Origin of the sequence: Bradyrhizobium sp. 139, assembly GCF_023074175.1 — a bacterium.
Taxonomy (GTDB): Bacteria; Pseudomonadota; Alphaproteobacteria; order Rhizobiales; family Xanthobacteraceae; genus Bradyrhizobium.
In genome coordinates, this window is the sequence record NZ_JADPKS010000168.1 from 1 (window position 1) to 26,422 (window position 26,422).

Consider the following 26,422-nt stretch of genomic DNA (forward strand, 5'->3'; position numbering starts at 1 on the left):
GCTTGCCTTCCAACCAAGCCGCGCGACGCGCGCCACAAATAGCGCCGTAGCTAGCGCGGCTTGGCTGGAAGGCTGCCCGGGGCCCGTTACCCCATCTACCCAGGACCAGGAAAAACCAGCGTGACCGACAAAGATCTGTACTTCTATGAGCCCGCCAAGGGCCACGGCCTCAAGCACGATCCCTTCAACGCCATCGTCGCGCCACGGCCGATCGGCTGGATCTCCTCGCGCGATACCAACGGCCACGTCAACCTCGCGCCCTACAGCTTCTTCAACGCGTTCGCTTACGTGCCACCGATCATCGGCTTCTCTTCCACCAATTGGAAGGACACGGTCGAGAACATCCAGCAGACCGGCGAGTTCGTCTGGAATCTCGCCACCATGGACCTTGCCAGGCATATGAACGCGACCGCGGCGCATGTCGCCCCCGAGGTCGACGAGTTCGAGGTCGCGGGCCTCACCGCCGTGCCCGGCAAGCTCGTCAACGTGCCCCGTGTCGGCGAAAGCCCGGTCGCCTTCGAGTGTAAGATGTCCGACATCGTCCGTCTCAAGGGCGCCGACGGCAAGCAAGCCGATGCCTGGCTGACGCTGGGCGAGGTCGTCGCCGTCCACATCGACAAGGCCATGATCAAGGACGGCGTCTACCAGACCGCCGCCGCCCGCCCGATCGTGCGCGCGGGGCGCCGCGGCGATTATTTCGAGATCAAACCGGAAAACATGTTCGAAATGGTGCGGCCGGATTAGGCCGTGCCGGGCCCGTAGCCCGGATGGAGCGCAGCGAAATCCGGGATTCTCACCTCACGGACAGACTTCCCCGGATTGCGCTGCGCTCCATCCGGGCTACCGCTCATCCAGCGACCATACTCCGCGGAACTGCCCCGGCGCCCCGGCCGTTATGGCCCTTGGGCGGCCGCCCGGCCGCGTCATTTTCGCCAAGCGAAGTGTTCGCCTCCGCCAGCCAGTTTCCGCTAAAATGCCCGATAACCGCGCCGATGCATGAGGTCCGCCATGAGCTTCCGCCGCGACACCATCACAAAACCGATCTTCTCCCGGGCGCGCGGCGTGCTGCCGGCGATGTCGGACACCGAGCGCGAGGCGTTGGAGGCCGGTGACGTCTGGTGGGACGCCGATCTCTTCACCGGCAATCCCGACTGGTCGAAATTGCTCAGCATCGCGCCGGCTAAATTGACTGACGAGGAGCAGGCCTTTCTCAACGGCCCTGTCGACGAGCTCTGCGCCATGCTCGACGAGTGGAAGATCTTTTGGGAATGGCGCGACCTGCCACCCGATGTCTGGCACTTCGTCAAGCGCGAGAAGTTCTTCGGCATGATCATCCCGAAGGAGTTCGGCGGCCTCGGCTTCTCGCCCTATGCGCATTCGGAGGTCGTGCGCAAGATCTCGACCCGCTCGATCGCAGCGGCGGTGACCGTGATGGTGCCGAACTCGCTCGGCCCCGGCGAGCTCCTGATGCGATTCGGCACCAAGGAGCAGCAGGAGCGCTGGCTGCCGCGCCTCGCCGACGGCCGCGACATTCCCTGCTTCGGCCTTACCAGCCCCGAAGCCGGCTCCGATGCCGCCTCGATGGTCGACACCGGAATCATCTGCAAGGGTGATTTCGAAGGCCGCGAGGTCGTCGGCCTCAGGCTCAACTGGCACAAGCGCTACATCACGCTCGGTCCCGTCGCGACGCTGCTTGGCCTCGCCTTCAAGGCATATGATCCCGATCATCTCGCGGGCGATCAGGAGGAGCTCGGCATCACCGTGGCGCTGATCCCGACCAACCTTCCCGGCGTCGAGATCGGCCATCGCCATCTGCCGTCGATGCAGGTCTTCCAGAACGGCCCGAACCGGGGCCGCGACGTCTTCATTCCGCTCGATTACGTCATCGGCGGTGAGGCACAGCTGGGGCAGGGCTGGAAGATGCTGATGACCGCGCTCGCCGCCGGCCGCGGCATCTCGCTGCCGTCTTTGTCAGCGGCCGGTGCCGCCTATGCCGCTCGCACCACGGGCGCCTATGCCCGCATCCGCGAGCAGTTCGGCATCTCGATCTCGAAATTCGAAGGCGTCGAAGAGCCGCTCGCGCGCATCGTCGCCACCGCCTATCAGCTCGACGCGGCGCGCCGGCTGACCTGCGCCGCGCTGAATGCCGGTATCCATCCCGCCGTGATCTCCGGCATCATGAAGCTGCACGCGACCGAGCGGATGCGCACCGCAGTCGACGACGCCATGGACATCCATGGCGGCAAGGCGGTGATCGACGGTCCGCAAAACTATCTCGGCAATCTGCATCGCGCCGTGCCGGTCGGCATCACGGTCGAGGGCGCCAACATCCTGACCCGTAACCTCATCGTGTTCGGGCAGGGCGCCATCCGCGCCCATCCCTATCTGCTCGCCGAGATGAACGCGCTCGCGGACACCGATCGCGAACGCGGGCTCACCGCTTTCGACACGGCGTTCTGGAAGCACGTCGGCCACAGCTTCCGGACGCTGTTCCGCGCCTTCGGCCGCAGCTGGACCTTTGGCACGTTTGCGCTGGCGCCTGATGCGGGCGACGCCACGCCATTCTATCGCCAGCTGTCGCGCTACTCAGCTGCGTTTGCGCTCTGCGCCGACATGGCGCTGCTGACGCTCGGCGGTGCGCTCAAGCGCAAGGAGATGCTGTCGGCGCGCTTCGGCGACATCCTCTCCGAACTGTACCTGCTCTCGGCCGCGCTGAAGCGTTGGCAGGACGAAGGTCGCCACAAGGAGGACTTTGCCGTGCTGGAATGGTGCATGGCGACCGGTTTCAGGACCATCGAGAACAGGTTCGCCGAAATCCTCGCCAATCTGCCCAACCGCTTCGTTGCCGGCTTCCTCAAGCTCGTGATCCAGCCCTTTGCTGCCCGCGTGCTCGGCCCAAGCGACCGTGTCGTGCACCAATGTGCAAGCCTCGTGCTGGAGCCTTCGGCCGCGCGCGAGCGCCTCACGCCGGATCTGGCTTATGTCGATGATGACGGCGGTTTTGCCCGGCTCGAGCGCGCGTTCAAGCTGGTTGCCGGCACCGATGCCGTCGCCAAGCGGATGCGCGCGGCGCATATGAGCGACTGGAAGGACGCCGTGGCCAAGGGCGTGATCACCCAGGCCGAAGGCGAGCAGCTTGCGGCGGCCCGCGAGGCTGTCACGCAAGTGATCGAGGTCGACGATTTTGCGCCGGAGGCGCTGTCGCCGATTTACAAGAAAACCGGCGACGTGCATCAGTTCTTCCAGGAACTCGGAGACCAGAGGGCGGCGGGCTGATGGCACGACCAGTTTTCATCGTCGACGGCAGCCGGACGCCGTTTCTCAAGGCGCGTTCGGGGCCGGGTCCGTTCACGCCGGTGGACCTCGCCGTGCAATGCGGCCGGCCGCTGCTGGCGCGCCAGCCGTTTGCGCCTGACGCCTTCGATCAGGTCATCCTCGGCTGCGTCAACGTGATCGCAGACGAGATGAACCCGGCCCGCGTCGCAGCGCTCAGGCTCGGCATGGGCGAGGACATGGTCGCCTTCACCGTGCAGATCAATTGCGGCTCGGGCATGCAGTCGATCGACACGGCCTACCGCTACATCCGCGAGGGCCACGGCGACATGATTCTCGCCGGCGGCACCGAGGCGCTGAGCCACGCGCCGCTGGTGTGGCCGAACTCCGGCGTGCGCTGGTTCGCCGGCCTCGCTACGGCAAAAGGGGTGGCTGCAAAGTTAGCGGCTGCCTTCAAGCTGCGTCCACGCTATCTCAAGCCGATCATCGGCCTGGAGCGCGGGCTCACCGATCCCATCACCGAATTGAACATGGGCCAGACCGCCGAGGTGGTCGGCCATCTCTTCGGCATCACCCGCGCGCAGTCCGACGCCTACGCCGCCGAAAGCCATCGCCGGCTCGCGCAGGCGCAGGCGGAAGGTTTTCTCAAGGGCGAAGTCGAGACCGCCTTCTCCCGCGACGGAAAGTTCTTCGACCATGACGACGGCGTGCGGCCGGGCTCCACGGCCGAGACGTTGGCAAAGCTGAAACCGGTGTTCGAGCGTCCCTGGGGCCAGGTTACCGCCGGCAATTCCTCACAGATCACCGACGGCGCCTCCTGGGTGATCCTGGCCTCCGACGAGGCGGTCGCAAAGCACAGGCTGACGCCGAAGGCTGCTATCGTCGACAGCAACTGGGCCGCGCTCGATCCTGCTATCATGGGGCTCGGACCCGTGATGTCGGCGACGCCGATGCTCCAGCGCAACAATCTCACCGTCGGGGACGTCGAGACCTGGGAACTGAACGAGGCCTTCGCCACGCAGGTGCTCGGCTGCCTTGCGGCCTGGAACGACGACAAATTCTGCCGCGAGATTCTGGGGCTCGACGGCGCCGCCGGCGAGATCGATCGTGACAGGCTCAACGTTGACGGCGGCGCGATTTCGCTCGGCCATCCCGTCGGCACCTCCGGCAATCGCATCGTGCTGCATCTCGTCAATGCGATGAAGCGGCTCGGCACAAGGCGCGGGGTTGCGACCGAATGCATCGGGGGCGGGCTCGGCGGCGCCATGCTGATTGAGGCAGTGTGACCATGGATTCCAAGATCATGACCGCGCTCGGTGACCGCGTCCTGACGCTCGGGCCTCAGCCCGTGGAAGACGGTCCGTACAAGCACTTCAAGCTGACGCGCGACGCCGATGGCGTCGCCTGGCTGCTGTTCGACCGCGCCGATGCCAGCGCCAACACGTTGTCCTCCGACGTGATGGAGGAGTTCGATGCCGTGCTCGCGGCGATTGAGACCGAGCGCCCCGCCGGCCTCGTGCTCCGCTCGGCCAAACCGTCGGGCTTCATTGCCGGGGCCGACGTCAATGAATTCCGCGGCGCCAGCGATCCTGCGATGGTGGAAACGCGCATCCGCGCCGCGCATGCGGTGGTCGACCATCTGGAGGCGCTGAAGCTGCCGACGGTCACGGTCATTCATGGCTTCTGTCTCGGCGGCGGGCTCGAGGTCGCGCTGGCTTGTCAATCGCGCATTGCGATCGATGGCGCACGCTTCGGTTTTCCGGAGGTGATGCTCGGGCTGCATCCCGGCCTCGGCGGCACCGCGCGCTTCACCGCGCTGGTGAACCCGACCCGGTCCATGGCGCTGATGCTGACCGGCCGCACTATCGATGCGCGCCGCGCCAGATCCCTTGGGCTTGTCGATACCGTGACGCAGGAGCGGCATGTCCGTAGCGCCGTGAGGGACGCGCTGTTCGGCCGCCTGAAGCGGGCGCGACCGGGCTTTCTGACGCGTGCCGCGAATTTCGGACCCGTGCGTGGGCTCCTCGCCAAGCGGATGCGCTCGGAGGCGGCGAAGGCCGCGTCCCGCGAGCACTATCCGGCGCCTTACGCGCTGATCGATCTCTGGGAGACCCATGGCGGCAGCAAGGCCGCGATGCTCAGGGCGGAGCAGGCGTCGTTCGCCAAGTTGATGGTGACGCCAACGGCGCAGAACCTGATCCGCGTGTTCTTTCTGCGCGAGCAGATGAAGAAGGCTGCCGGCAGCGGCAACACGATCAGGCACGTCCACGTCATCGGCGCTGGCGCCATGGGCGGCGACATCGCGGCTTGGTGTGCGGGGCAGGGGCTGCGCGTCTCGCTCGCCGACATGAAGGCGGAGCCGATCGCGGGTGCGGTGAAGCGGGCCGCCGAGCTCTATGGCAAGATCATCCGCAAGCCGACCGAGGTGCGTGATGCGCTTGATCGGCTGATCCCTGATATGGACGGGGAGGGCGTCCGCAACGCCGATCTCGTCATCGAGGCGGTGCCGGAAAAGCTCGAGCTGAAGCAGAAGGTCTATGCCGCGCTCGAGCCGCGAATGAAGCCGGGCGCGATCCTCGCGACCAATACGTCAAGCATTCCGCTCCAGGATTTGCGCACCACGCTGGCGCGGCCGGAGCGGCTGGTCGGCCTGCACTTTTTCAACCCGGTGTCGCGGTTGCAACTCGTCGAAATCGTCAGCCATGACGGTAACGATGCGCAGGTGCTCAAGGAAGCGCTCGCCTTCGTCGGCGCGATCGACCGCCTGCCGCTGCCGGTGAGGAGCTCGCCCGGCTTCCTCGTCAACCGCGCGCTGACGCCCTACATGCTGGAAGCCATGGTGATGCTGGACGAGAAGACCGACCAGCGCCTGATCGACGCCGCCGCCGAACAGTTCGGCATGCCGATGGGGCCGATCGAGCTCGCCGACCAGGTCGGGCTCGATATCTGCCTCGACGTCGGTGACATGCTGCGCACCAGGTTCGGCGATCTCTTGCCGCCGACGCCGGCCTGGCTGCGCGAGAAGGTCGCCAACGGCGAGCTCGGCCGCAAGAGCGGCAAGGGATTTTACGTCTGGCGCGACGGCAAGGCGGAGAAGGCGCCGCTGCCCGAGACCGGCCCGCGCGTCACCGACCAGATGATCGACCGCCTGGTGCTGCCGATGTCCAATGTCTGCATCGCGGCGCTTCGCGAAGGGATTGTCGACGATGCCGACGCGGTCGATGGCGCCATGATCTTTGGCACCGGCTATGCGCCGTTCCGCGGCGGTCCGTTGAACTATGCTCGCACACGCGGGGTGGAGAATGTCGTATCCACCTTGCACGCGCTGGCCGAACGATTTGGTGGGCGGTTCGCACCCGATCCGGGCTGGAACAGTTTCAAATGAGAGACGCATGAGCGAACAAGCTGACACCGGGCCGAGCGGGGATCTCTGCATCCGCACGCTGGCGATGCCCGCCGACACCAATGCGAACGGCGACATCTTCGGCGGCTGGCTGCTCAGCCAGATGGACGTCGGCGGCGGCGTGTTTGCATCGAAAATCGCGAAGTCGCGCACCGTGACCGTCGCGATCGAGGCGATGAATTTTCGTAAAGCGGTCTATGTCGGCGATCTCGTGTCTGTCCACGCCAACCTCGTCCGCGTCGGACGTACTTCGCTCACCGTGCATCTGGAAGCATGGGCGCTGCGCCGCGGGGAGGAGCATCCGTTCCTCGTCACCGACGGCAATTTCACCTACGTCTCGATCGACGAACACGGCCGCCCACAGGCGGTTCGCGCGACCGACACGGCGATCGCGACGTAATCGCGCGCGGCGTTGCGCCTCATCTCATGCGCGCCGCCGCCAAACGCGGCACGACTGAGTCATCGCGTCGCGGCTTCGCCAAAAACCAGTCATAAAACGGATGAGGTCCCGGCGTACTCAGTTGCGTGTCGATTCGGGGTGGAAACGGCCTCAAATGCCCAGGAACCTTTGGGCAGTAGTGCCGTTATTTGCCCGCACTGAGGAATCCACGGACCATGCCGGACAGCTACATTATCGAAGTCGACTCGCAGACCGCAGGTATCGTCGTTCGTTCCCAGGGAGGCTATTGTTTCTTCGCCTCGTCCCACCGCTTCAATCGCCTCGAAGGCCAGCTCTTCCGCAACGCCCGCGAAGCCGAGCGTGCCGCGCGCAAGCTGGTTAACGGCGATGTGAAGGAAGCGGCGTAGCCTTCCGTCATTCCGGGGCGCGCAACGCGCGAACTACGATGCGCGATTGCGCATCTGAGAATCCATTGCGCCCCAGAATACGTCGATGGATGGATTCCGGGCCCGCGCCTGTTGGCGCGTCCCGGAATGACATCGTCCATCACAATTTGGTGGCGGCCCGCGACAGCAGCTTCCAGTCGTCGCCCTGCTTCTGCCAATTCATGAGGATGTGAAGGTTGGTCGGCACTTTCTTCCCATCGGCCGCCATTTCCTGTTCGGCCACCCAGTGGAAGCGCACGATCGCGGCGGGTCCGACGACCTTGATGGTCGGGTCCTTGTATTCGATCGACAGGAATTTGGATTTGCCGTCGGTGGTGTTGGCGATGAAGGTCGCCTTGTCCTCGACCTTGCCGCTGGAATGGCTGTAGCTTAGATCGTCCCAGCACAGTGTGCCGAGCGCCTTCGGGTCGGCCGCGATCTGGGCAAGGCGGAAGGCCTCGACCTTTTTCGCCACGGCTTCCTCATCCGCCGAGGCCGCCAGCGCCGGCGTCGTGAGAGCGAGCGCGGAGACGGCAAGAGCTGGGACGGCAAGAGCTGGGACGGCAAGGGTCGAGAGAGCCAGATCGCGTCGGTTGATCGTCATCGTTTCCTCCTTTTTGATCTTGCGCGGAGTGTTGCAGCCGCGCGCGACTTTGTCGAGTGTCGCGTCGCGGTCATGTCGATGCGTCATTGCGCGATCGGGACTGCATTGATACGTGTTTCGCATCGATGCGTCGTGCATTCGGGAAAGTACGGAAATGATCGAGGCCAAAGGGCAAGCGAAGGCGCAAGTGACGGGGCAAGTGACGGGCAGGGCATTGCTGTTCGACATTGACGGTACGCTGGCCGACACCGATCCCCTGCATCGCGAGGCATTCCATCGCGTGTTCGGCCCGCGCGGCCATGTCGTGGATGCCGAACGCTTCAAGCGCGAGCTCCAGGGGTTTTCCAATGTCTCGATCGGGGAACGGTTTCTGCCGGACGAATCGCCGGAACGGCGCGTCGCGATCCTCGGCGAGAAGGAGGAGATCTTTCGCAACCTGGTGGCCGGACAGATCGCGCCGCTGCCGGGTCTGATGGCGCTGCTCGACCGTGCGGATGCAGCCGGCATTCCCATGGTGGCCGTGACCAACGCGCCCCGCCTCAACGCGGAGCTGCTGCTCTCGGGCCTCGGCATCACCGCGCGGTTCAGGGCGCTCGTCATCGGCGACGAACTGCCGCACGGCAAGCCGCATCCGCTCCCCTATCAGGAAGGGTTGCGCTTCGTCGGCGCCAGCGCGCAGGCCTCGATCGCGTTCGAGGATTCCCGCTCCGGCGTGCAATCGGCCGCGGCGGCCGGCATCCCCACCATCGGGATGCGCACCACCCTCAGCCATGCTGACCTTGTTGCGGCCGGCGCGGTCGCTTCCGCGAAGGCCTACGACGATCCTGAGCTGCTGGCGCGGCTCGCCGCTGCGATGGCGTGGTGAGGATCTGGTCCGTTAACCGTGATCGCTGCGCGCATTGACCGAGCGCGCGAACCGCCGCACCATGCACTTTCCTGATTTGAGGCCATTGCCGTGACCGGACTGACCCATCGCCAAGCCGAAATCCTCAACATCGCGCGCGCCTCGGGCCGCGTCATGGTCGAAGAGCTCGCGCGCCGGTTCGAGGTCTCGGCGCAGACCATCCGGAAAGATCTCAACGATCTCTGCGAACGCCGCTCGCTGACCCGTATTCATGGTGGCGCCATTATCGCCTCCGGCGTGGAAAACCTCGCCTACGAGGCGAGGCGATTCGTCGCCGCCGACGAGAAGAAGGCGATTGGAGTTGCGGCCGCCTCGCTGATCCCGAACGGCTGCTCGTTGTTCATCAACATCGGCACCACGACCGAGGAGGTGGCGAGCGCGCTCACCTCGCACGAGGACCTGCTCGTCATCACCAACAATCTCAACGTCGCGATGCTGCTCTACCGCCATCCCCGGATCGAGGTGGTGGTCGCCGGCGGCACGGTGCGGCGCGCCGACGGCGCGGTGGTCGGCTCGACCGCGACGCAGCTCATCGGCCAGTTCAAGGTCGACTACGCCATCATCGGGGCGTCCGCGATCGACGAGGAGGGCGCGCTGCTCGACTTCGACTATCGCGAGGTGCAGGTGGCGCAGGCCATCATCGCCAATGCCCGCAGCGTCATGCTGGTCGCCGATTCGACGAAGCTGAGGCGCAGCGCGCCGGTGCGCATCGCCCATATCAGCCAGATCCAAACCTTCGTCACCGACCAGGAGTTGCCCGAGCGCCTCGCCACCATCTGCCACGGCAAGGGCATCGAGGTGATGGCGGCGATGCCAAAGGCGGCGGGGGATGCCGACGATGCGGCGGCGGAGCCGGCGCAGGAGGCGGCACCGGTGGTGCAGCTTCGGTAGCAGAGGGCGCGGGCTCGCTCACCCTGCAGGTGAGTTTAGCCAGTTGGCTGTTCCCACGGATTGACCAGCGCTACGCCTGTAGGTTCGAAATCTCCCACGTTACGCGTAACGATCGTCAAGCCGTGAACAAGCGCGGTTGCCGCAATGAGAGCGTCGCGTTCGGCCCGCGGGTTGGGAACGTGAAGTTGCGCACAGCGCTGCACCACGGCCGTATCAACGGCCAGGATTCGATCTTCAAAGCGAGCCAGAATATAATCGTCGATCCAGGTGCGCAGGACGGCACCTTGCGCCGTGTCTTTGCGTTCGATCAGGCGTGCGCCAAGTTCAATTTCGAGTATCGAGATAGCGGATATGAAGAAGCTCGCCGCGGGAATTGCATTGGCCCAAGTGATGACGTTGCGATGGGCCTTATCTGACCGCCTCAGTTCGGAAATAACGTTGGTGTCCAGCAAAAACATCAATCGAGATCGGCGGGCTTGAAAATCCCCCCGGCAATACGCTGCGGATCGAAATCAAAGTCCGTGTCCGCCTGCGCCAGAGCTTCAGCAAGGCTCATGTGCCCGCCAGTCAGACGCAAATAATCTTCGATCGTCAGCAGGACATGGGCCGGGCGGCCACGATCCGTAATAAAGACGGGTCCGCGTGAAGCCGCTTTCTTCGCGCCGCTGGTATCATGGTTGAACTCTCGGCTGGTGAGAGTGGTCACCATCGTTTGCGCCTCTTGTTCGGAACCAAATCCCATCGGCCCAAACTATATGTAGGCACATGGCTACATTCAAGCCCAATGCATGTGCTGACGCCTTTCATGACGATGCAGCGCTCAGTCGTACCCTGGCGATTTTTGCATCGTGCTGCCTACGTAAAAGTTCCACTTTCACTTCCTTTCCCCTCTCTTTCGTCTTGCTTTCGTTTTTCGGTGTGATCTAATCCAAACCGAAAGTAACCGCTCGAAGGAACGAGCGTTCGCCGGGGGATGCGTCTGTTGGAGCGTATTTTCGACCTCGCCATCATCGGAGGCGGTGTTAACGGCTGCGGCATCGCGCGTGACGCGGTGGGCCGCGGCAACACGGTTTTCCTGTGCGAAATGAACGATTTGGCGAGCGGGACGTCGTCATGGTCGACCAAGCTCGTGCATGGCGGCCTGCGCTATCTCGAATATTACGAGTTTCGGCTGGTCCGCGAAGCGCTGATCGAGCGCGAGATACTCTGGGGCATCGCGCCTCACATCATCCGCCCCCTACGTTTCGTTTTGCCGCATCACGCCGGCCTACGCCCGGCTTGGCTGCTGCGTCTCGGCCTCTTCCTCTATGACCATATCGGCGGCCGCCATCTGCTGCCGGCGACGCGCTCGGTCGATCTCAGGCGCGACGAGGTCGGACGACCGCTGATCCCGAACCGCTACAGCCGCGCGTTCGAATATTCCGACTGCTTCGTCGATGACGCCCGCCTCGTCGTGCTCAATGCGCGCGATGCCGCCGACAAGGGCGCCGAGATCCGCACCCGCACCCGCGCGACAGATATTCGCCAGTCCGACGGCATCTGGACCGTCAGCATGATCGACACGCTGACCGGCGCCCGCTCGTCGGTCCAGGCCCGTGCGCTGGTCAATGCCGGCGGGCCCTGGGTCGAGGAGGTGCTTGGCCGCGGCGCCGGCGTCAACGCGAAAGCCAAGGTGCGCCTGGTGCAGGGCTCGCACATCGTGGTCAAAAAGCTCTATGAGCACGACCGCGCCTACATGTTCCAGAACGCGGACGGCCGCATCATCTTCGTGATTCCCTACCAGGACGACTTCACGCTGATCGGCACCACCGACCGCGACTATGACGGCGATCCCTCCAAGGTGAAGGCGACGGCCGAGGAGATCCAATATCTCTGCGCCGCCGCGAGCGAATATCTGGCCAAGCCAGTGACGCCCGAGGACGTGGTCTGGACCTATTCCGGCGTGCGACCGCTTTATGACGACGGCGCCACCGAAGCCAAGGCGGCGACGCGCGACTATGTGTTCGAGCTCGACATATCCGGCGGGGTGCCGCTGCTCTCGATCTATGGCGGCAAGATCACGACCTACCGCCGGCTCGCCGAAGAGGCGCTGGAACGGCTCGCGCCCTATCTTCGCAGTGCGAAAGCGCGCGAAGGCTGGACCGGCAAATGGCCGCTGCCCGGCGGCGACATGGGCGTGTCCGACGTCGACGGCCTGATCGCCGAGCTCCAGCACGGCTATCCGTTCCTCAGCCACGAGCACGCGCGCCGTCTCGCCCGCGCTTACGGGACCCGCGCCATCAAGCTGCTCGGCGATGCGAAATCGACGGCCGATCTCGGCAAGGCCTTCGGCGCGACGCTGACCGAGCGCGAGGTCCGCTATCTCATGGCCAATGAATGGGCCGTCACGGCGGAAGATATCGTCTGGCGCCGCTCCAAGCTTGGCCTGCGACTATCTGCCGATGAGATCGCGGCGTTGAACGACTGGATTGCAACCCACGCTGTGCCGCAAAGTCCCCTGCTGGAAGCGGGAGGACGCTCATGACCGTGACGCTCGATCATGTAACCCGGACCGTCGAGGGGGTACCGCATATCCGCGACGTCTCGCTGACGCTCGAGAGCGGCACGCTCAACGTGCTGCTCGGGCCGACGCTATCCGGCAAGACCTCGATCATGCGGCTGCTCGCCGGCCTCGACAAGCCGACATCAGGCAAGGTCCTCGTCAACGGCAAGGATGTCACCGGCGCCGACGTGCGCAAACGTTCGGTCGCGATGGTCTACCAGCAGTTCATCAATTATCCCTCGCTCACGGTCTACGAGAACATCGCCTCGCCGCTGCGCGTGCAGGGCAAGCCGCGCGCCGAGATCCAGGCGCGCGTGGCGGAAGCCGCAAAGCTGCTCAGGCTCGAGCCGTTCCTGAAGCGCACGCCGCTCCAGCTCTCCGGCGGCCAGCAGCAGCGCACCGCGATCGCGCGCGCGCTGGTCAAAGGCGCCGATCTCGTGCTGCTCGACGAGCCGCTCGCCAATCTCGATTACAAGCTCCGCGAAGAATTGCGCGCCGAGCTGCCGCGCATCTTCGAAGCCTCGGGCGCGATCTTCGTTTATGCCACCACCGAGCCGACCGAGGCGCTGCTGCTCGGCGGCAACACGGTTTGCATGTGGGAGGGCCGGGCGCTTCAGATCGGCGGGACCGCCAACGTCTATCGCCGGCCGCAGATCTTGCGTGTCGCGCAGGTGTTCTCCGATCCGCCGCTCAACCTTGTCGGCATCGAGAAGAAGAACGGTTCCGTGCAATATGCGGGAGGCATCGCCGCGCCGGCGTCCGGTCTCTATTCCTCTCTCGCGGACGGCGCCTATCGCGTCGGATTTCGCGCACATCAGCTTGCCCTCGCCAACGGCGAGAGCGACCGCCATGCCTTCCACGCCACGGTGACGGTAACCGAGATTACCGGTTCGGAGAGTTTCGTGCATCTGACCCGCGGCGGATCGAACTGGGTGGCGGTGCTGCACGGCGTGCATGAGTTCGAGCCCGGCCAGACTATCGATGCCGTGCTCGACCCCAACGACGTCTTCGTGTTCGACGCGGCCGACCGTCTGGTCGCGGCTCCGAGCTCTTGAGGGAGATGCGCCATGGCCCGCATTGATCTCGTCGGTCTCGCCCATTCGTACGGCGGCAATGATGCAGCCCCGGAAAGCTTTGCGCTGAAGCCGGTGACCATGACCTGGCGGCAGGGCGGCGCCTATGCGCTGCTCGGCCCGTCCGGCTGCGGCAAGACCACGCTGCTCAACGTCATCTCCGGCATCATCACGCCGTCGCGGGGGGAAATCCTGTTCGACGGCGAGGACATCACACCGCTGTCAACCCAGAAGCGCAACATCGCCCAGGTATTCCAGTTTCCGGTGATCTACGACACCATGACGGTGGGGCAGAACCTGGCGTTTCCGTTGAAGAACCGCGGCGTGCCGAAGGCCGAGATCGACAAGCGTGTCGCCGAGATCGGCCGCCTGCTCGATCTCGAACCCTATTTGAACCGCAAGGCGACCCGGCTTACCGCCGACGCCAAGCAGAAGATCTCGCTCGGCCGCGGTCTGGTCCGCTCCGATGTCGCCGCCGTGCTGTTCGACGAGCCGCTGACCGTGATCGACCCCGAGCTAAAATGGCAGCTCCGCTCCAAGCTGAAGGCGCTGCATCGCGAGCTCGACCTCACGATGATCTACGTCACCCACGACCAGACCGAGGCGCTGACCTTCGCCGACACCGTGGTGGTCATGCATGACGGCCGCGTGGTGCAGAGCGGTACGCCGGCGGAACTGTTCGACAAGCCGGCGCACACCTTTGTGGGCTATTTCATCGGCTCGCCCGGCATGAACATCCTACCGGCGGAGGTGAGGGGGCGCGAGGCCAAGGTCGGCGGTCATGTCATCGCGCTCGACCGCAGCTACGACAAGCTGCCGATCGGCGCCAAGATCGAAATCGGGGTGCGGCCCGAATTCGTCGACGCCGTTGCGCCTGCGCCCGGCCTGCTCACCGCGAAGATCGAGCGCGTCGACGACCTCGGCCGTATCAGGTTCGCGCGAGTGCGGATCGGTGATGCAAAAATCGCGGCGCGCGCGCCGGCGGGCTTCACCAGCGCGGACGGCACCGCCGGGCTGAAATTCGATCCGTCGCATGTCCACGTCTATGCCGACAGCCTTCTGGTGGAGGGAGCCGCCTGATGGACAAGTCCGTCAACCAAAAAGCCTGGTTCCTGGTGCTGCCGGTGTTCCTGGTCGTCGCCTTCTCGGCGGTGCTGCCGCTGATGACGGTGGTGAACTATTCGATGCAGGACACCTTCGGCAACAACCAGTTCTTCTGGAACGGCGTCGGCTGGTTCAAGGAATTGCTCGATCCCTCGACCGATCTCGGCGGCCGCTTCCTCGCCTCGCTCGGCCGCAATCTGTTTTTCTCGCTGGTCATTCTCGCGATCGAGGTGCCGCTCGGCATCGTCGTCGCGCTGTCGATGCCGCGCCAGGGCTGGACGGTCGCGGCCTGCCTCGTCATCCTCGCGCTGCCGCTGCTGATCCCGTGGAACGTGGTCGGCACGATCTGGCAGATTTTTGGCCGCCCCGATATCGGCCTGCTCGGCTACGTCCTCAACCACATCGGCCTCGATTACAATTACGTCTCCAACGACATCGACGCCTGGGTCACCGTCATCGTGATGGACGTCTGGCACTGGACCAGTCTCGTCGCGCTGCTCTGCTATGCCGGCCTGAAGTCGATCCCGGAGGCCTATTACCAGGCAGCCCAGATCGATGGCGCCTCGCGCTGGGCCGTGTTCAAGGCGATTCAGCTGCCGAAGATGAACCGCGTGCTGCTGATCGCGGTGCTGCTGCGCTTCATGGACAGTTTCATGATCTACACCGAGCCGTTCGTGGTGACCGGCGGCGGGCCCGGCAACTCGACGACTTTCGTGTCGATCGAGCTCGTCAAGATCGCCCTCGGCCAGTTCGACCTCGGCAAGGCTGCGGCGCTGTCGCTGGTCTACAATCTGATCATCCTGATCGTCTGCTGGATATTCTACACCGTCATGACCAACGCGGGCGCCGAGCGTAAAGTCCGGGCGGAGAGCGAGCCGGCGGCGGAACCCAAGCCGTCGGCCGGGCTCAAGCCCGTGACTGCGCTCAAGCCAAAGGAAGGAGTGGCCTGATGCACTCGATCCCCGGCCGCCGCCTCATCATGGCGCTGTTCCTGATCTTCCTGCTGTTGCCGATCTACTGGCTCGTCAACATGAGCTTCAAGACCAACGCCGAGATCGTCTCGACGATGACGTTATGGCCGCATGCCCCGACGCTCCAGCACTACAAGCGCATCTTCACCGACGAGAGCTGGTATTCCGGCTACATCAACTCGCTGGAATACGTCGTCCTCAACACCATCATCTCGATCTCGGTGGCGTTGCCGGCGGCTTACGCGTTCTCGCGCTATCGCTTCCTCGGCGACAAGCATCTGTTCTTCTGGCTGTTGTCGAACCGCATGGCGCCGGCGGCGGTCTATGCGCTGCCGTTCTTCAACCTCTATTCGGCGATCGGGCTGTTCGATACGCCTTGGGCCGTTGCGCTCGCGCACTGCATCTTCAACGTTCCGCTGGCGGTCTGGATCCTCGAAGGCTTCGTGTCCGGCGTGCCGCGCGAGATCGACGAGACCGCCTTCCTCGACGGCTATTCCTTCCCGCGCTTCTTCATCAAGATCCTGGTTCCGCTGATCGCGAGCGGCATCGGCGTCGCCGCCTTCTTCTGCTTCATGTTCTCCTGGGTCGAGCTGCTGCTTGCGCGCACGCTGACCTCGGTGCAGGCCAAGCCCATCGCCGCGATCATGACGCGCACGGTGTCGGCGGCCGGCATGGATTGGGGGCTGTTGGCTGCCGCCGGCGTTCTCACCATCATCCCGGGCGCGCTCGTGATCTGGTTCGTCCGCAACTATATCGCGAGCGGCTTCGCGCTCGGCCGGGTCTAGGGAGGCTTTTATGGAATCCATCGCATGGATGGCCTGGACGCTACCGACCGCGATCTTCTTCGCGGCGCTCGCCTGCACGCTCGCCGTGATGACCTGGCTTGCCGCGGTCTATCCCGAGGCCGAGCGTGTCGGCGTGCTGCGCATTCCGACCACGCGCGGCGACCGCCTGTTCATCTCGCTGATCACGGCCGCCGTCATCCATCTCTTGTGGATTGCCTTCATCGGCACCGACGCGCTTGCCACGCTGCCGATCGGCGAGGAGGGCATTGAGATTTCGCGCCTGTGGCTCGCATCAGGAATTTCGCTTGTCACGGCCGTGCTTATTTTTCGTACGGTCTAGCTCGCGAAGGGACGGCCAGATCCGGGACCAACCCGGGCCTGTAAAAGGTTTGTCGCTGCAACGGAGGAACAACATGCGACGTTCAAGGAGAAGGAAAGGTCCATTGACCAAGAGCAATTTTCTGACCATGTCCAGCACCGCCGCGCTTCTGGCGGTGTCATTCGCCGTCTCGGCGCCGGTTCGCGCCGCCGACGACGCCGCGATCCAGAAGTGGATTGCGGAATTCCAGCCCTCGACGCTGTCGAAGGACGAGCAGAAGAAGGAGCTGGAGTGGTTCGCCAAGGCCGCCGAGCCCTTCAAGGGCATGGAGATCAATGTCGTCTCCGAGACCATCACGACCCACGAATACGAATCGCAGACGCTGGCCAAGGCGTTCTCCGAGCTCACCGGCATCAAGCTCAAGCACGACATCATCCAGGAAGGTGACGTCGTCGAGAAGCTGCAGACCCAGATGCAGTCCGGCAAGAATGTGTACGACGGCTGGATCAACGACTCCGACCTGATCGGCACGCATTTCCGCTACGGCCAGACCATCGCGCTGTCGGACTACATGACCGGCGAGGGCAAGGACGTCACCGATCCCATGCTCGACGTCAACGACTTCATCGGCAAGTCGTTCGGCACCGCGCCGGACGGCAAGCTCTATCAGCTGCCCGATCAGCAGTTCGCCAACCTCTACTGGTTCCGCTACGACTGGTTCACCAATCCGGACTACAAGGCCAAGTTCAAGGCCAAGTATGGCTACGAGCTCGGCGTGCCCGTGAACTGGTCGGCCTATGAGGACATCGCCGAGTTCTTCACCAACGACATCAAGGAGATCAACGGCGTCAAGGTCTACGGCCATATGGATTATGGCAAGAAGGACCCCTCGCTCGGATGGCGTTTCACCGACGCCTGGCTCTCGATGGCCGGCAACGGCGACAAGGGCATCCCGAACGGTCTGCCGGTCGACGAATGGGGCATCCGCATGGAAGGCTGCCGTCCGGTCGGCTCCTCGGTCGAGCGTGGTGGCGACGCCAACGGTCCGGCTGCGGTCTACTCGATCACCAAGTACCTCGAGTGGATGAAGAAGTATGCTCCGCCGCAAGCGCAGGGCATGACCTTCTCCGAGTCTGGACCGGTGCCGGCGCAGGGCAACATCGCCCAGCAGATGTTCTGGTACACCGCCTTCACCGCCGACATGGTGAAGCCGGGCATCGCCGTGATGAACGCGGACGGTACGCCGAAATGGCGTATGGCTCCGTCGCCGCACGGTTCGTACTGGAAGGAGGGCATGAAGCTCGGCTACCAGGACGCCGGGTCGCTCACGCTTCTGAAGTCGACCCCGGCGGATCGCCGCAAGGCAGCCTGGCTCTATCTCCAGTTCATCGTCTCCAAGTCGGTGTCTCTGAAGAAGAGCCATGTCGGTCTCACCTTCGTCCGTGAATCCGACATCTGGGACAAGTCGTTCACCGAGCGTGCGCCGAAGCTCGGCGGCCTGATCGAGTTCTACCGCTCGCCCGCGCGCGTGCAGTGGACCCCGACCGGCAACAACGTGCCCGACTATCCGAAGCTGGCCCAGCTGTGGTGGCAGAACATCGGCGATGCGTCGTCCGGTGCGAAGACGCCGCAAGCTGCGATGGACTCGCTTGCCGCTGCCCAGGACTCCGTCATGGAGCGTCTGGAGAAGTCCGGCGTGCAGGGCGCCTGCGGTCCGAAGCTGCACAAGAAGGAGACGGCCGAGTACTGGTTCGCCAAGGCCCAGAAGGACGGCACGATTGCTCCGCAGCGCAAGCTCGCCAACGAGAAGCCGAAGGGCGAAACGGTCGACTACGACACGCTGATCAAGTCGTGGCCGGCCACCCCGCCCAAGCGCGCGGAAGCGAAGTAACGTCTAGACGTCATGGCCGGGCTTGTCCCGGCCATCCACCAAACGCAAGGCCGGGAGCGATCCCGGCCTTTTCTTTTCTCGCCTCGCCCCGCTTCTTGGCGGGGGCCTGAGCGAGCGCGCCTCGTCCTTCGAGACGACCGCTTTGCGGCCTCCTCAGGATGAGGCTAAGCGGCACCTTTACCCGACAAAGTGCTGCCGCGCACTCCGTCCTCATCCTGAGGGCCCGCTAAAGGCGGGCGTCTCGAAGGATGGGCGGCAGGGAAACGGCCTTAAATGCGATAGCTCTGCCTCTTGCGGGGAGAGAAAGAAGAAAGTTACTCCGCCGCTTCGGCCGCTTCCAGCGTCGGGTAATCCGTGTAACCCTTGGCGCTGCCGCCATAGAACGTGGTCTTGTCCCAATCGTTCAGCGTCGCGCCCGTCTTCAGGCGCTCGACCAGGTCCGGGTTGGAGATGAACGGCTTGCCGAACGCGATCAGATCGGCCGCGTTTGAGTCCAGCACCTTGGTCGCGAGATCGAAGTCATAGCCGTTGTTGGCGATGTAGGCGCCGGCGAAGCGCTTGCGCAGGCCGGCATAGTCGAACGGCGCGATGTCGCGCGGACCGCCGGTGGCGCCTTCGACGACATGGAGATAGACGAGCTTCAACTCGCCGAGGCCATCGACGATATGCTCATACAAGGCCTGCGGGTTCGAGTCCGAGATATCGTTGGCCGGCGTCACCGGCGAGAGGCGGATGCCGGTGCGCTCAGTGCCGGCTTCGGCCACGACGGCCTTGGAGACTTCCAGCATCAGCCGCGCGCGGTTCTCGATGGAGCCGCCATAGGCGTCGGTGCGCTTGTTGGTGCCGTCCTTTGCAAATTGCTCGAGCAGATAGCCGTTGGCACCGTGGATTTCGACGCCGTCGAAGCCGGCCTCCAGCGCATTCTTCGTGGCGCGCTTGAAGTCGTCGATGATGCCAGGAATTTCGGAGAGTTCGAGCGCGCGGGGCTCGGAGACGTCGGCGAAGGTGCCGTTCACAAAGGTCTTGCCCTTGGCGCGGATCGCGCTCGGCGCCACCGGGGCCGCGCCATTCGCCTGGAGATCGACATGCGAGATACGGCCGACATGCCAGAGCTGGATGAAGATCTTGCCGCCGCGCTCATGGACGCGGTCGGTGACCTTGCGCCAGCCGGCGGCCTGCTCCCTGGAGTAGATGCCGGGTGTGTCCTGGTAGCCCTGGCCCTGCTGCGAGACCTGGCTCGCTTCGGTGATCAGCAGGCCTGCGGAGGCGCGCTGGCCGTAATAGTCGGCGGCGAGCGCACCCGGCACGAACGTGCCGGGAACAGCGCGGTTGCGCGTCAGCGGCGCCATCACGAAACGGTTCGCAAGCGTGATCGGGCCGAGCTTGTAAGGCTCAAACAATTTGGTCGAACGGCTCATGGGAATGCTTCCAGGCGGTGAGAGGTGCGGAACACTTGTGCATCGCGGCAATCAACGCAAGGGAGGAGCCATACGGAAAGTGCAGGCAAGCTGCGCGGCGGGGACCGCGTAGCATGATTTATGTGCAATTTAGGCCGGGGCGACAGATTCCGTTGCCCCGGCCTATCAGTCAGTTCGCGCCGAGGAAGTCGCGCTTGCCGATCTCGACGCCGTTGTGACGCAACAGGCCGTGGGCGGTCGCGGCGTGGAAATAGAAGTTGGGCAGCGAGAATGCGCTCAGGAATTGCTGGCCCTTCATCGTGATGGATTTGTCGGGGCCGGCCGGGAAGGTGACGTCCCTGGCGTCGGCGCCCTCGAACTGCTCGGGCTTGAACGATTTCACATAGTCGATGGTCTTCGCCAGGCGTTGCTTCAATTCGGCAAAGCTGGTCTCGGTGTCGGGCGTGGAAGGCACTTCGCTATGCGTCAGTCGCGCACAGCCCTTGGCGGCGAAATCGCTGACGAGCTGGATCTGTTTCGAGAGCGGCAGCATGTCCGGGAAGAGGCGGGAGCCGAGCAGCACGCTCGGGTCGACCTTTTTGGCCGCGCAATGCGCCTCGGCTTTCGTGAGCAGGCCGATCAGGCTGTTCAGCATTTGCAAATAGGCGGGAACGACGGCGTCGTGGAAGGACATGTGATGCTCGCTCTCATGGTGGGAAATCTCAGGAGAAACCTGAGCTGCTCACATGGGAGCGTCATGGAAAAATACAATCGCCGGAACGGCCTGTGCAGTGCGAAAATTCTACTGGATCGACTGCGGCCGTATCATCTGCGGCCACCCTCTCCGCTGTCGTCACCCGCGAAGGCGGGTGATCCAGTACGCCGCGGCGGAAGTTGTGTGAACTCATAATCGCCGCGGAGTACTGGATGCCCGCCTTCGCGGGCATGACCAAGAGTAGAACGCGTCTACCGCACCGTCGCCGCCGGCTGCGCCTGTGCCGTGCTGCCGCCGCGCATCCGGGCGAGCAGTTCGGCGGTCGGCCAGGAATCGGCGGGCAGGCTATATTTGATCTGCATCGCCTTGACGGCGGCGCGGCTCTGCTGGCCCAGCACGCCGTCGATCTTGCCGACATTGAAGCCGGCTTGGACCAGAAGCTGCTGCAATTGCTTGAGCTCGTTGAACGGGAGCTGCGCGACCGGTGCCGACGGTTTTCGCATCGGAGCCGCGCCCGCGATGCGGGTGGCGAGATAGCCCGCGGTGGTCGAATAGATCAGCGAGTTATTCCACTCCGTGTAAGCCGCGAAGTTCGGGTACGCCACGAACGCCGGTCCAAAGCGTCCCATCGGCAGCAGCACGGAGGCCGCGAGATTGTCGTTCGGCAGCGGACGGCCGTCGGGATAGGTCACCCCTAGCTGTGCCCATTTCGAGCGCGGCTGCTGCACCGTGAGGTCGGTCTGATCCCACGGCAGGTTTTGCGGCACCTTGATCTCTTCCAGCCAAGGCTCGCCGCGCCGCCACTTCAAGCCGTTGGCGATGTAGTTCGCGGTCGAGCCGATCACGTCATCCTCGCTGCGCAAGAGGTCGCGCCGCCCGTCGCCGTCGTAATCGACGGCATAGTTGACGTAATGCACGGGCAGGAACTGCGTCTGCCCAAGCTCGCCGGCCCAGGAGCCGACCATCTCGTCCGGATGCAAATCGCCGCGGTCGATGATCTTCAGCGCGGCGATGGTCTCGTTGACGAACATCTCCGAGCGGCGGCAGTCATAGGCCAGCGACACCAGCGATTTCAGCGTCGGCAGATTGCCCATATTGACGCCGAAATCGCTCTCGAGGCCCCAGAACGCGGCGATCACCGCCGGCGGCACGCCGTATTCCTTTTCGGCCCGCGCGAATGCGGCCGCATGTTGCTTGATGTGCTGCTGGCCATTCTGCATGCGATAGGGCGCGGCCATGCGGCCGGCAAATTCGGTGAAGAGCTGGCCGAACACGCGCTGGCCGCGGTCGCGGTTGACGATGCCCTGGTCGTAGACGAGGTAGAGCGAGGCCTCCGCGATCGTCCGCTGCGATACGCCGGACGCGACGGCTTGGCTCTTCACGTCAGCCAGGAAGCGATCGAAGTTCGCGCCATTGTGGCACGACGCCGCGCGCGGGGAGGGGGCGCTCGCCTTGGGCACCGCGGGTTTGACGGGCGGCGGCGCGAATTGAGCGGAGGCGGGAAGGGCGAGTGTCAGCAGAGCGGCGGCCGCGATCGCAAATCGGGTCTGGAGCATGAGGTTTCCGGGAGGGGAGGAGATGCTTGGATTCTTGACGAAGTTTAATGGAATGATCACGTTCAAACCAGTGCCGCGGCTCCGCGACGCACCCTGAAACCTTGCGGGCGGGCCAGGGGCATCCCTACTTCATGCTTGCCGGCCCGCAACGCCTCCAGCGGCCGCGGCCGGCCCCCGGGAGACGGCCATGAACTATCTTCGTACCGCAATGCTGCTCGCAGGCCTCACCGCCCTGTTCATGGGCGTCGGCTATCTGATCGGCGGCGCCGCCGGCGCCATGATCGCGCTCGTCATTGCCGCGGCGACGAATCTCTTCACCTACTGGAATTCCGATCGCATGGTGCTCAGCATGTACGGCGCCCATGAGGTCGACCGCAGCAGCGCGCCGGAGCTGGTCGGGCTTGTCGCCGAGCTTGCCGGCCGCGCCTCGCTGCCGATGCCGCGCGTGTTCCTGATGGACGAGCCGCAGCCCAACGCGTTCGCGACCGGCCGCAATCCCGAAAACGCGGCGGTCGCCGTCACCACCGGCCTGATGCACCAGCTCAGCCGCGAGGAGCTTGCCGGCGTGATCGCGCACGAGCTCGCGCATATCAAGCACCACGACACGCTGCTGATGACTGTTACCGCGACCATCGCCGGCGCGATCTCCATGCTGGCGCAGTTCGGCATGTTCTTCGGAGGCAATCGCGACAACAACGGCCCCGGCATCGTCAGCTCGATCCTGATGATGATTCTGGCGCCGCTCGGTGCCATGTTGGTGCAGATGGCGATCAGCCGCACGCGCGAATATGCCGCGGACAATCTCGGCGCGCGCATCGCCGGTCAGCCGATGTGGCTGGCATCGGCGCTGGTCAAGATCGAGGGCGCCGCGCATCAGGTCCCTAACTTCGAGGCGGAGCGTAATCCCGCGACCGCGCACATGTTCATCATCAATCCGCTATCGGGCCATGGCGTGGACAATCTCTTCGCCACCCATCCCTCGACGCAGAACCGCATCGCCGCGCTTCAGCAGCTCGCAGCCGAGCTCGGCGCGCAGGCGGCGCCGTCGATGGGGGCCAACGAAAACTATCCGCCGCAAGGCCCGTGGGGCCACTCGTCCCCGCGCGGGCCTGCGAGCGGTCCTTCACGTGGCCCTTGGGGCTGATGCGGAACCGGCCAGAATTTGCGCCCCGCTTTGTGACCTGGCGCACACAGCATCGTCCCGACCGGTGCTAACACCGTTCCGTGACTGTTCCTTCGAAAGGGGATGGGTGGCCGGCCCTCTGCCTGCCGCCGTCTAAGATGACCAAAGCTGCGGTACCATTGCTGATCGTCCTGGGCGTGCTCATTGGCCTGTCCACGCACACGGTCGTCAATTGCGGGGACGAGGACGAGCCCGACATCTGCTCGGCCGTGATCGGCTTTTCGCCGCTCCGGGGATCGCTGATCGCCTTCGCCTATGAAGGGCGCGGGCGGATCGCGCTGCGCCACGGCGACTGGCGGCGGGCGATCGCGGATTTCGACGAGGCCATCCATCTCAATCCCAACCGCGCCTCGCTCTATCGCGACCGCGCGCTGGCGCGTCGGCAGAACGGCGACCTGGAGCTTGCCATCGAGGATTATGACGAGGCGATCGCGCATGATCCCAAGCACGCCGCGCCGTATCACCAGCGCGGCCTCGCCCTCGCCGCCACCGGCGATCTCGATCGCGCCATCCTGAGCTACAACACGGCGGTCCGTCTTGAGTCATCGAATGCGCAGGCCCGGCTCGACCGTGGCCTCGCATTCCTTGCCCGCGGCCAGGCCGACGACGCGCGCGCCGATTTCGAAGCCGCGCTGGCATTGCCGGCCGGCAAGGACGGCCGCACCCGCGATGCGGCGCGTGCCAAGCTCGCCGAGCTCGCGAGCGCCGAGCCGACCCGGGTTTCGACGCCGCGGCGGTGAAAGTCTAGAGCTGCATTCGCCGCCGCAACCCCTCTCCCCGCTCATGGTGAGGGGTTCTCTCCGCGCGAGAATCTGTTGCGCTGAGTTTGCTGAAGCAACCCCTCATCCGGCGCTTCGCGCCACCTTCTCCCACAAGGGCAGAAGGAAGAAGCGTCGCGACTACTTCGCCTTCTTGGCTTTCTTCGCCTTCGCGGCCTTTTTCACCGGCTTCTCCTTGGCCTTCTTCTCCACCTTCGCCGCGACAGGCGTGCTGGCGGCGAGGCGCATCGCGCGGGCGTAGCTGTCGGCGACGTTGTCGGTGGACATCTGGAGGCGCTTGGCGGCGGCGGTGGCCTGCTCCATCGTCGCCTTGGCCATCATCTTGAAACGGTCGCCCGTCTCCTTGCCCTTGGCCTTGGCCGCAAGGCCGTTGAAGCGATCCCGCCGCTCCTTGGCGCGGGTCATCAGGCCCGTATGCAGCTGTCTGGCCAGTTGCCGGATCACGACATCCAGGTCGGCGTCCGCCATGTTGTTCTATCCTCTTCGAAAACGGTATCGATGCGCGCGGGACTATGCAGATCGGGCCCCGCCTTGGCAATTCCCAGCCGGGAGTCATCCGCAGCTTCCGGCTTACAAAACAAGAAAGCCGCGCATTTCGCGCGGCTCTTGGTGTGGAGCGCTACGTCCGCCTCATTTCAGCGAGGCAACCGGACCGCTCGCCGGTGCCGGGTCTGGATCGAAGCCGAACACGCCAACCAGATATTTGTAATAGTCCGGCATCTTCTCCTTGAGCGCGTCGCGCGACTTCGGGTCGTGAAATTCGCTCTTTCCGGCCAGGAAGATGCTGGCGGTCACGGCAAAGAATTCCATCGGATTCTTCATCGCATAGGATTCCTTGGGCAACATGTCCTTGGACTTGGCAAGGGCGTAGTAGCCGATCACGCCCTTGTTGGCGTAGCCGTCCGGCAATAGCCGCGCGTGATAGGCGTGCAGCAGCTCATGCAACAGCACGGCCTCCTTTTCGTAGCGCATCATGTCCGGCCGCAGCATGATCACGCCGAGGCCCGAATCGACTGCGAGATCGACGGCATTGGGATTGGTCCAGCGCTGCGTGGCATGGTCCCACACCGTGAGCGTCCGTGGCACGCGGCGTTCGACGTTCGGAGTGATGCGGCCGTAGCACGCGGTCGCGGCGCCTTCGTCGAGACAGGCCAGCTCGCTCGCGATGATCGGGACGGTACGGAAGAAGCGCAGCACGCGCGGCGAGAGGCCGGCCGTCTCGACGACGTCGATCTGGCTCTTCAGATTGTCGGTAAGCTTGTCGACATCCTTGCGGTCTGAATTCTCCGACAGGTCGAACATGTAGCCGCGGTAGCTCTGGAAGCCCGGCGGCAGCGCCTGCGCTGCCTCAGTGGACGCATCGAGCGATCCGGCATGGGATGGATTGGCGAAGAGCGCGCCGATTACGGTCGCAGTCAGCAGCAGCGCAACGCGCATGATGAACCCCCTGATGTCACTTGACGCGGAAGAATAGGCCACCGTTGTTTGCGAAAAGTGAGTGGGGCGAGACTAAGGCGCCGATGTTGAGGCGTGCTTAATTGTTCGTTGCAGATCGCGGAGGCGGATTAGTCCGGGGTTAACCAAGCCGATGTCAGGCGCTAGTCCAGCACCGTCACCCTGAGGTGGCCGCTTCTTCAGCGGCCCTCGAAGGGCGACGGCCCGGCTGCATCCAGGCCGTTCATCCTTCGAGGCTCTCCGTGCGCTGCTTTGCATCGCACGGCTCGCACCTCAGGATGACGGGGCGGGCTCTAAGGTGTAGATTTCGTGGAAGGGCACCAAGCCCGCAGTCCGGACAGCTGGAAGGAGGATGCCATGTATGCCGCCATCCGTCAGGCCAAGGCGAAAAGCGGGAGTGCGGAAGAGCTGGCGCGCCGCATCAAGGACGGCGCCGTTCCGATCATCAGCGACGTCGACGGTTTCCGCGCCTACTACGTCGTCTATGCCGGCGACGATACGGTTACCGCGATCTCCATCTTCGACAAATTCGAGCAGGCGGAGGAGGCGAACAGGCGCGCGATCGCCTGGATCGAGACGGATCTCGGCCCGCTGCTCGCGGGACATGCGAGCGCCGCCGCGGGGCCGGTGATCGTGCATACGCTGGCGTAGCGACGCGGTGTGCCTTCGCCTCTCCCCGCTTGCGGGGAGAGGCCGAAATTCAAGCGTAGCTTGAATTTCGGGTGAGGGGGACTCTCCGCGAGTCCAACTCA

26 protein-coding genes are annotated in these 26,422 nt (G+C 64.4%); 18 read left to right on the plus strand and 8 right to left on the minus strand.

From position 1 onward, the window contains the following. Positions 1-120: 120 nt before the first annotated feature. The 6 genes from IVA80_RS35420 to IVA80_RS35445 all read left to right on the plus strand — a co-directional run bounded on the left by IVA80_RS35420 (position 121) and on the right by IVA80_RS35445 (position 7,483). Positions 121-744 (plus strand): flavin reductase family protein, encoded by a 624-nt coding sequence (locus IVA80_RS35420; RefSeq protein WP_247439751.1) that lies wholly within the window; start codon positions 121-123, stop codon positions 742-744. A gap of 264 nt (positions 745-1,008) precedes the next feature. After that, positions 1,009-3,276: an acyl-CoA dehydrogenase gene (locus tag IVA80_RS35425; protein ID WP_247439752.1), complete on the plus strand. Its 2,268-nt coding sequence runs from the start codon at positions 1,009-1,011 to the stop codon at positions 3,274-3,276. Further along, a complete protein-coding gene (locus IVA80_RS35430) occupies positions 3,276-4,559 on the plus strand; it encodes an acetyl-CoA C-acetyltransferase (RefSeq protein ID WP_247439753.1) in 1,284 nt (427 codons plus the stop codon). Before IVA80_RS35425 ends, IVA80_RS35430 begins: the two co-directional genes overlap by 1 nt. 2 nt (positions 4,560-4,561) lie before the next feature. Beyond that, on the plus strand, positions 4,562-6,658 hold the full coding sequence (locus IVA80_RS35435; RefSeq protein ID WP_247439754.1) for a 3-hydroxyacyl-CoA dehydrogenase NAD-binding domain-containing protein: 2,097 nt from the start codon (positions 4,562-4,564) through the stop codon (positions 6,656-6,658). Positions 6,659-6,665: 7 nt separating this feature from the next. After that, complete coding sequence (locus IVA80_RS35440; RefSeq protein ID WP_247439755.1) at positions 6,666-7,076, plus strand: acyl-CoA thioesterase; 411 nt, start codon at positions 6,666-6,668, stop codon at positions 7,074-7,076. A gap of 215 nt (positions 7,077-7,291) precedes the next feature. Beyond that, positions 7,292-7,483 (plus strand): hypothetical protein, encoded by a 192-nt coding sequence (locus tag IVA80_RS35445; protein ID WP_028134810.1) that lies wholly within the window; start codon positions 7,292-7,294, stop codon positions 7,481-7,483. Positions 7,484-7,622: 139 nt separating this feature from the next. Here IVA80_RS35445 and IVA80_RS35450 read toward each other — a convergent pair whose 3' ends face one another. Continuing rightward, positions 7,623-8,105: a nuclear transport factor 2 family protein gene (locus tag IVA80_RS35450; RefSeq protein WP_247439756.1), complete on the minus strand. Its 483-nt coding sequence runs from the start codon at positions 8,103-8,105 to the stop codon at positions 7,623-7,625. Between the two features lie 154 nt (positions 8,106-8,259). Between IVA80_RS35450 and IVA80_RS35455 the strand changes: the two genes are divergently transcribed. Both IVA80_RS35455 and IVA80_RS35460 read left to right on the plus strand, forming a co-directional pair. After that, entirely contained in the window at positions 8,260-8,970 is a 711-nt protein-coding gene (locus IVA80_RS35455; RefSeq protein ID WP_247439757.1) for an HAD-IA family hydrolase, read from the plus strand. Between the two features lie 90 nt (positions 8,971-9,060). Beyond that, complete coding sequence (locus IVA80_RS35460) at positions 9,061-9,900, plus strand: DeoR/GlpR family DNA-binding transcription regulator (RefSeq protein ID WP_247439758.1); 840 nt, start codon at positions 9,061-9,063, stop codon at positions 9,898-9,900. A gap of 35 nt (positions 9,901-9,935) precedes the next feature. On the opposite strand, the gene IVA80_RS35465 is transcribed toward IVA80_RS35460, so the two are convergent. Further along, positions 9,936-10,358 (minus strand): type II toxin-antitoxin system VapC family toxin, encoded by a 423-nt coding sequence (locus IVA80_RS35465; RefSeq protein WP_247439759.1) that lies wholly within the window; start codon positions 10,356-10,358, stop codon positions 9,936-9,938. Then, positions 10,358-10,609: a type II toxin-antitoxin system prevent-host-death family antitoxin gene (locus IVA80_RS35470; RefSeq protein ID WP_247439760.1), complete on the minus strand. Its 252-nt coding sequence runs from the start codon at positions 10,607-10,609 to the stop codon at positions 10,358-10,360. The genes IVA80_RS35465 and IVA80_RS35470 overlap by 1 nt, the downstream gene beginning before the upstream one ends. Before the next feature lie 264 nt (positions 10,610-10,873). Between IVA80_RS35470 and glpD the strand changes: the two genes are divergently transcribed. The 7 genes from glpD (at position 10,874) to IVA80_RS35505 (ending at position 18,585) form a co-directional block, all read left to right on the plus strand. Continuing rightward, the gene (glpD, locus tag IVA80_RS35475) at positions 10,874-12,424 is read left to right on the plus strand and encodes a glycerol-3-phosphate dehydrogenase (protein ID WP_247439761.1); all 1,551 of its coding nucleotides are present in this window, start codon (positions 10,874-10,876) and stop codon (positions 12,422-12,424) included. Next, a complete protein-coding gene (locus IVA80_RS35480) occupies positions 12,421-13,497 on the plus strand; it encodes an ABC transporter ATP-binding protein (RefSeq protein ID WP_247439762.1) in 1,077 nt (358 codons plus the stop codon). Before glpD ends, IVA80_RS35480 begins: the two co-directional genes overlap by 4 nt. A gap of 12 nt (positions 13,498-13,509) precedes the next feature. Next, complete coding sequence (locus IVA80_RS35485; protein ID WP_247439763.1) at positions 13,510-14,595, plus strand: ABC transporter ATP-binding protein; 1,086 nt, start codon at positions 13,510-13,512, stop codon at positions 14,593-14,595. After that, positions 14,595-15,569, plus strand: a complete 975-nt coding sequence (locus tag IVA80_RS35490) for a sugar ABC transporter permease (RefSeq protein WP_247439764.1) — start codon at positions 14,595-14,597, stop codon at positions 15,567-15,569. Before IVA80_RS35485 ends, IVA80_RS35490 begins: the two co-directional genes overlap by 1 nt. Further along, positions 15,569-16,375: a carbohydrate ABC transporter permease gene (locus tag IVA80_RS35495; protein WP_007606994.1), complete on the plus strand. Its 807-nt coding sequence runs from the start codon at positions 15,569-15,571 to the stop codon at positions 16,373-16,375. The genes IVA80_RS35490 and IVA80_RS35495 overlap by 1 nt, the downstream gene beginning before the upstream one ends. 10 nt (positions 16,376-16,385) lie before the next feature. Continuing rightward, positions 16,386-16,715 (plus strand): DUF2160 domain-containing protein, encoded by a 330-nt coding sequence (locus IVA80_RS35500; RefSeq protein WP_247439765.1) that lies wholly within the window; start codon positions 16,386-16,388, stop codon positions 16,713-16,715. Between the two features lie 127 nt (positions 16,716-16,842). Beyond that, positions 16,843-18,585, plus strand: coding sequence for an ABC transporter substrate-binding protein (locus IVA80_RS35505; RefSeq protein ID WP_247439782.1), 1,743 nt, complete (start codon positions 16,843-16,845; stop codon positions 18,583-18,585). 314 nt (positions 18,586-18,899) lie between these two features. On the opposite strand, the gene IVA80_RS35510 is transcribed toward IVA80_RS35505, so the two are convergent. The 3 genes from IVA80_RS35510 to IVA80_RS35520 all read right to left on the minus strand — a co-directional run bounded on the left by IVA80_RS35510 (position 18,900) and on the right by IVA80_RS35520 (position 22,253). Then, positions 18,900-20,003, minus strand: a complete 1,104-nt coding sequence (locus IVA80_RS35510) for an alkene reductase (protein WP_247439766.1) — start codon at positions 20,001-20,003, stop codon at positions 18,900-18,902. Between the two features lie 169 nt (positions 20,004-20,172). Further along, positions 20,173-20,676: a DUF1993 domain-containing protein gene (locus IVA80_RS35515; protein WP_247439767.1), complete on the minus strand. Its 504-nt coding sequence runs from the start codon at positions 20,674-20,676 to the stop codon at positions 20,173-20,175. Between the two features lie 272 nt (positions 20,677-20,948). After that, the gene (locus tag IVA80_RS35520; RefSeq protein WP_247439768.1) at positions 20,949-22,253 is read right to left on the minus strand and encodes a lytic murein transglycosylase; all 1,305 of its coding nucleotides are present in this window, start codon (positions 22,251-22,253) and stop codon (positions 20,949-20,951) included. A gap of 187 nt (positions 22,254-22,440) precedes the next feature. On the opposite strand from IVA80_RS35520, the gene htpX reads away from it, so the two are divergent. Further along, positions 22,441-23,397 carry a zinc metalloprotease HtpX gene (gene htpX, locus IVA80_RS35525; RefSeq protein WP_247439769.1) on the plus strand — a complete coding sequence of 319 codons (957 nt, stop codon included), beginning with the start codon at positions 22,441-22,443 and terminating at the stop codon, positions 23,395-23,397. A 137-nt stretch (positions 23,398-23,534) separates the two neighbouring features. After that, positions 23,535-24,176, plus strand: a complete 642-nt coding sequence (locus IVA80_RS35530; RefSeq protein WP_247439770.1) for a tetratricopeptide repeat protein — start codon at positions 23,535-23,537, stop codon at positions 24,174-24,176. 159 nt (positions 24,177-24,335) lie between these two features. On the opposite strand, the gene IVA80_RS35535 is transcribed toward IVA80_RS35530, so the two are convergent. Further along, on the minus strand, positions 24,336-24,683 hold the full coding sequence (locus tag IVA80_RS35535; RefSeq protein ID WP_247439771.1) for a hypothetical protein: 348 nt from the start codon (positions 24,681-24,683) through the stop codon (positions 24,336-24,338). A gap of 162 nt (positions 24,684-24,845) precedes the next feature. Continuing rightward, complete coding sequence (locus IVA80_RS35540) at positions 24,846-25,652, minus strand: hypothetical protein (protein WP_247439772.1); 807 nt, start codon at positions 25,650-25,652, stop codon at positions 24,846-24,848. Positions 25,653-26,027: 375 nt separating this feature from the next. On the opposite strand from IVA80_RS35540, the gene IVA80_RS35545 reads away from it, so the two are divergent. Then, positions 26,028-26,321, plus strand: coding sequence for an antibiotic biosynthesis monooxygenase (locus IVA80_RS35545; protein WP_247439773.1), 294 nt, complete (start codon positions 26,028-26,030; stop codon positions 26,319-26,321). Positions 26,322-26,422: the final 101 nt, after the last annotated feature.

Excerpts from the sequence above, each read along its gene's own strand:
- IVA80_RS35520 (WP_247439768.1), bottom strand. The coding sequence starts at position 22,253 with ATGCTCCAGACCCGATTTGCGATCGCGGCCGCCGCTCTGCTGACACTC.
- IVA80_RS35515 (WP_247439767.1), bottom strand. The coding sequence starts at position 20,676 with ATGTCCTTCCACGACGCCGTCGTTCCCGCCTATTTGCAAATGCTGAAC.
- IVA80_RS35495 (WP_007606994.1), top strand. The coding sequence starts at position 15,569 with ATGCACTCGATCCCCGGCCGCCGCCTCATCATGGCGCTGTTCCTGATC.
- IVA80_RS35480 (WP_247439762.1), top strand. The coding sequence starts at position 12,421 with ATGACCGTGACGCTCGATCATGTAACCCGGACCGTCGAGGGGGTACCG.
- IVA80_RS35535 (WP_247439771.1), bottom strand. The coding sequence starts at position 24,683 with ATGGCGGACGCCGACCTGGATGTCGTGATCCGGCAACTGGCCAGACAG.
- IVA80_RS35490 (WP_247439764.1), top strand. The coding sequence starts at position 14,595 with ATGGACAAGTCCGTCAACCAAAAAGCCTGGTTCCTGGTGCTGCCGGTG.
- IVA80_RS35465 (WP_247439759.1), bottom strand. The coding sequence starts at position 10,358 with ATGTTTTTGCTGGACACCAACGTTATTTCCGAACTGAGGCGGTCAGAT.
- IVA80_RS35510 (WP_247439766.1), bottom strand. The coding sequence starts at position 20,003 with ATGAGCCGTTCGACCAAATTGTTTGAGCCTTACAAGCTCGGCCCGATC.
- IVA80_RS35455 (WP_247439757.1), top strand. The coding sequence starts at position 8,260 with ATGATCGAGGCCAAAGGGCAAGCGAAGGCGCAAGTGACGGGGCAAGTG.
- IVA80_RS35445 (WP_028134810.1), top strand. The coding sequence starts at position 7,292 with ATGCCGGACAGCTACATTATCGAAGTCGACTCGCAGACCGCAGGTATC.
- glpD (WP_247439761.1), top strand. The coding sequence starts at position 10,874 with ATGCGTCTGTTGGAGCGTATTTTCGACCTCGCCATCATCGGAGGCGGT.
- htpX (WP_247439769.1), top strand. The coding sequence starts at position 22,441 with ATGAACTATCTTCGTACCGCAATGCTGCTCGCAGGCCTCACCGCCCTG.
- IVA80_RS35435 (WP_247439754.1), top strand. The coding sequence starts at position 4,562 with ATGGATTCCAAGATCATGACCGCGCTCGGTGACCGCGTCCTGACGCTC.
- IVA80_RS35485 (WP_247439763.1), top strand. The coding sequence starts at position 13,510 with ATGGCCCGCATTGATCTCGTCGGTCTCGCCCATTCGTACGGCGGCAAT.
- IVA80_RS35545 (WP_247439773.1), top strand. The coding sequence starts at position 26,028 with ATGTATGCCGCCATCCGTCAGGCCAAGGCGAAAAGCGGGAGTGCGGAA.
- IVA80_RS35470 (WP_247439760.1), bottom strand. The coding sequence starts at position 10,609 with ATGGTGACCACTCTCACCAGCCGAGAGTTCAACCATGATACCAGCGGC.
- IVA80_RS35540 (WP_247439772.1), bottom strand. The coding sequence starts at position 25,652 with ATGCGCGTTGCGCTGCTGCTGACTGCGACCGTAATCGGCGCGCTCTTC.
- IVA80_RS35425 (WP_247439752.1), top strand. The coding sequence starts at position 1,009 with ATGAGCTTCCGCCGCGACACCATCACAAAACCGATCTTCTCCCGGGCG.
- IVA80_RS35430 (WP_247439753.1), top strand. The coding sequence starts at position 3,276 with ATGGCACGACCAGTTTTCATCGTCGACGGCAGCCGGACGCCGTTTCTC.
- IVA80_RS35530 (WP_247439770.1), top strand. The coding sequence starts at position 23,535 with ATGACCAAAGCTGCGGTACCATTGCTGATCGTCCTGGGCGTGCTCATT.
- IVA80_RS35450 (WP_247439756.1), bottom strand. The coding sequence starts at position 8,105 with ATGACGATCAACCGACGCGATCTGGCTCTCTCGACCCTTGCCGTCCCA.
- IVA80_RS35505 (WP_247439782.1), top strand. The coding sequence starts at position 16,843 with ATGTCCAGCACCGCCGCGCTTCTGGCGGTGTCATTCGCCGTCTCGGCG.
- IVA80_RS35440 (WP_247439755.1), top strand. The coding sequence starts at position 6,666 with ATGAGCGAACAAGCTGACACCGGGCCGAGCGGGGATCTCTGCATCCGC.
- IVA80_RS35500 (WP_247439765.1), top strand. The coding sequence starts at position 16,386 with ATGGAATCCATCGCATGGATGGCCTGGACGCTACCGACCGCGATCTTC.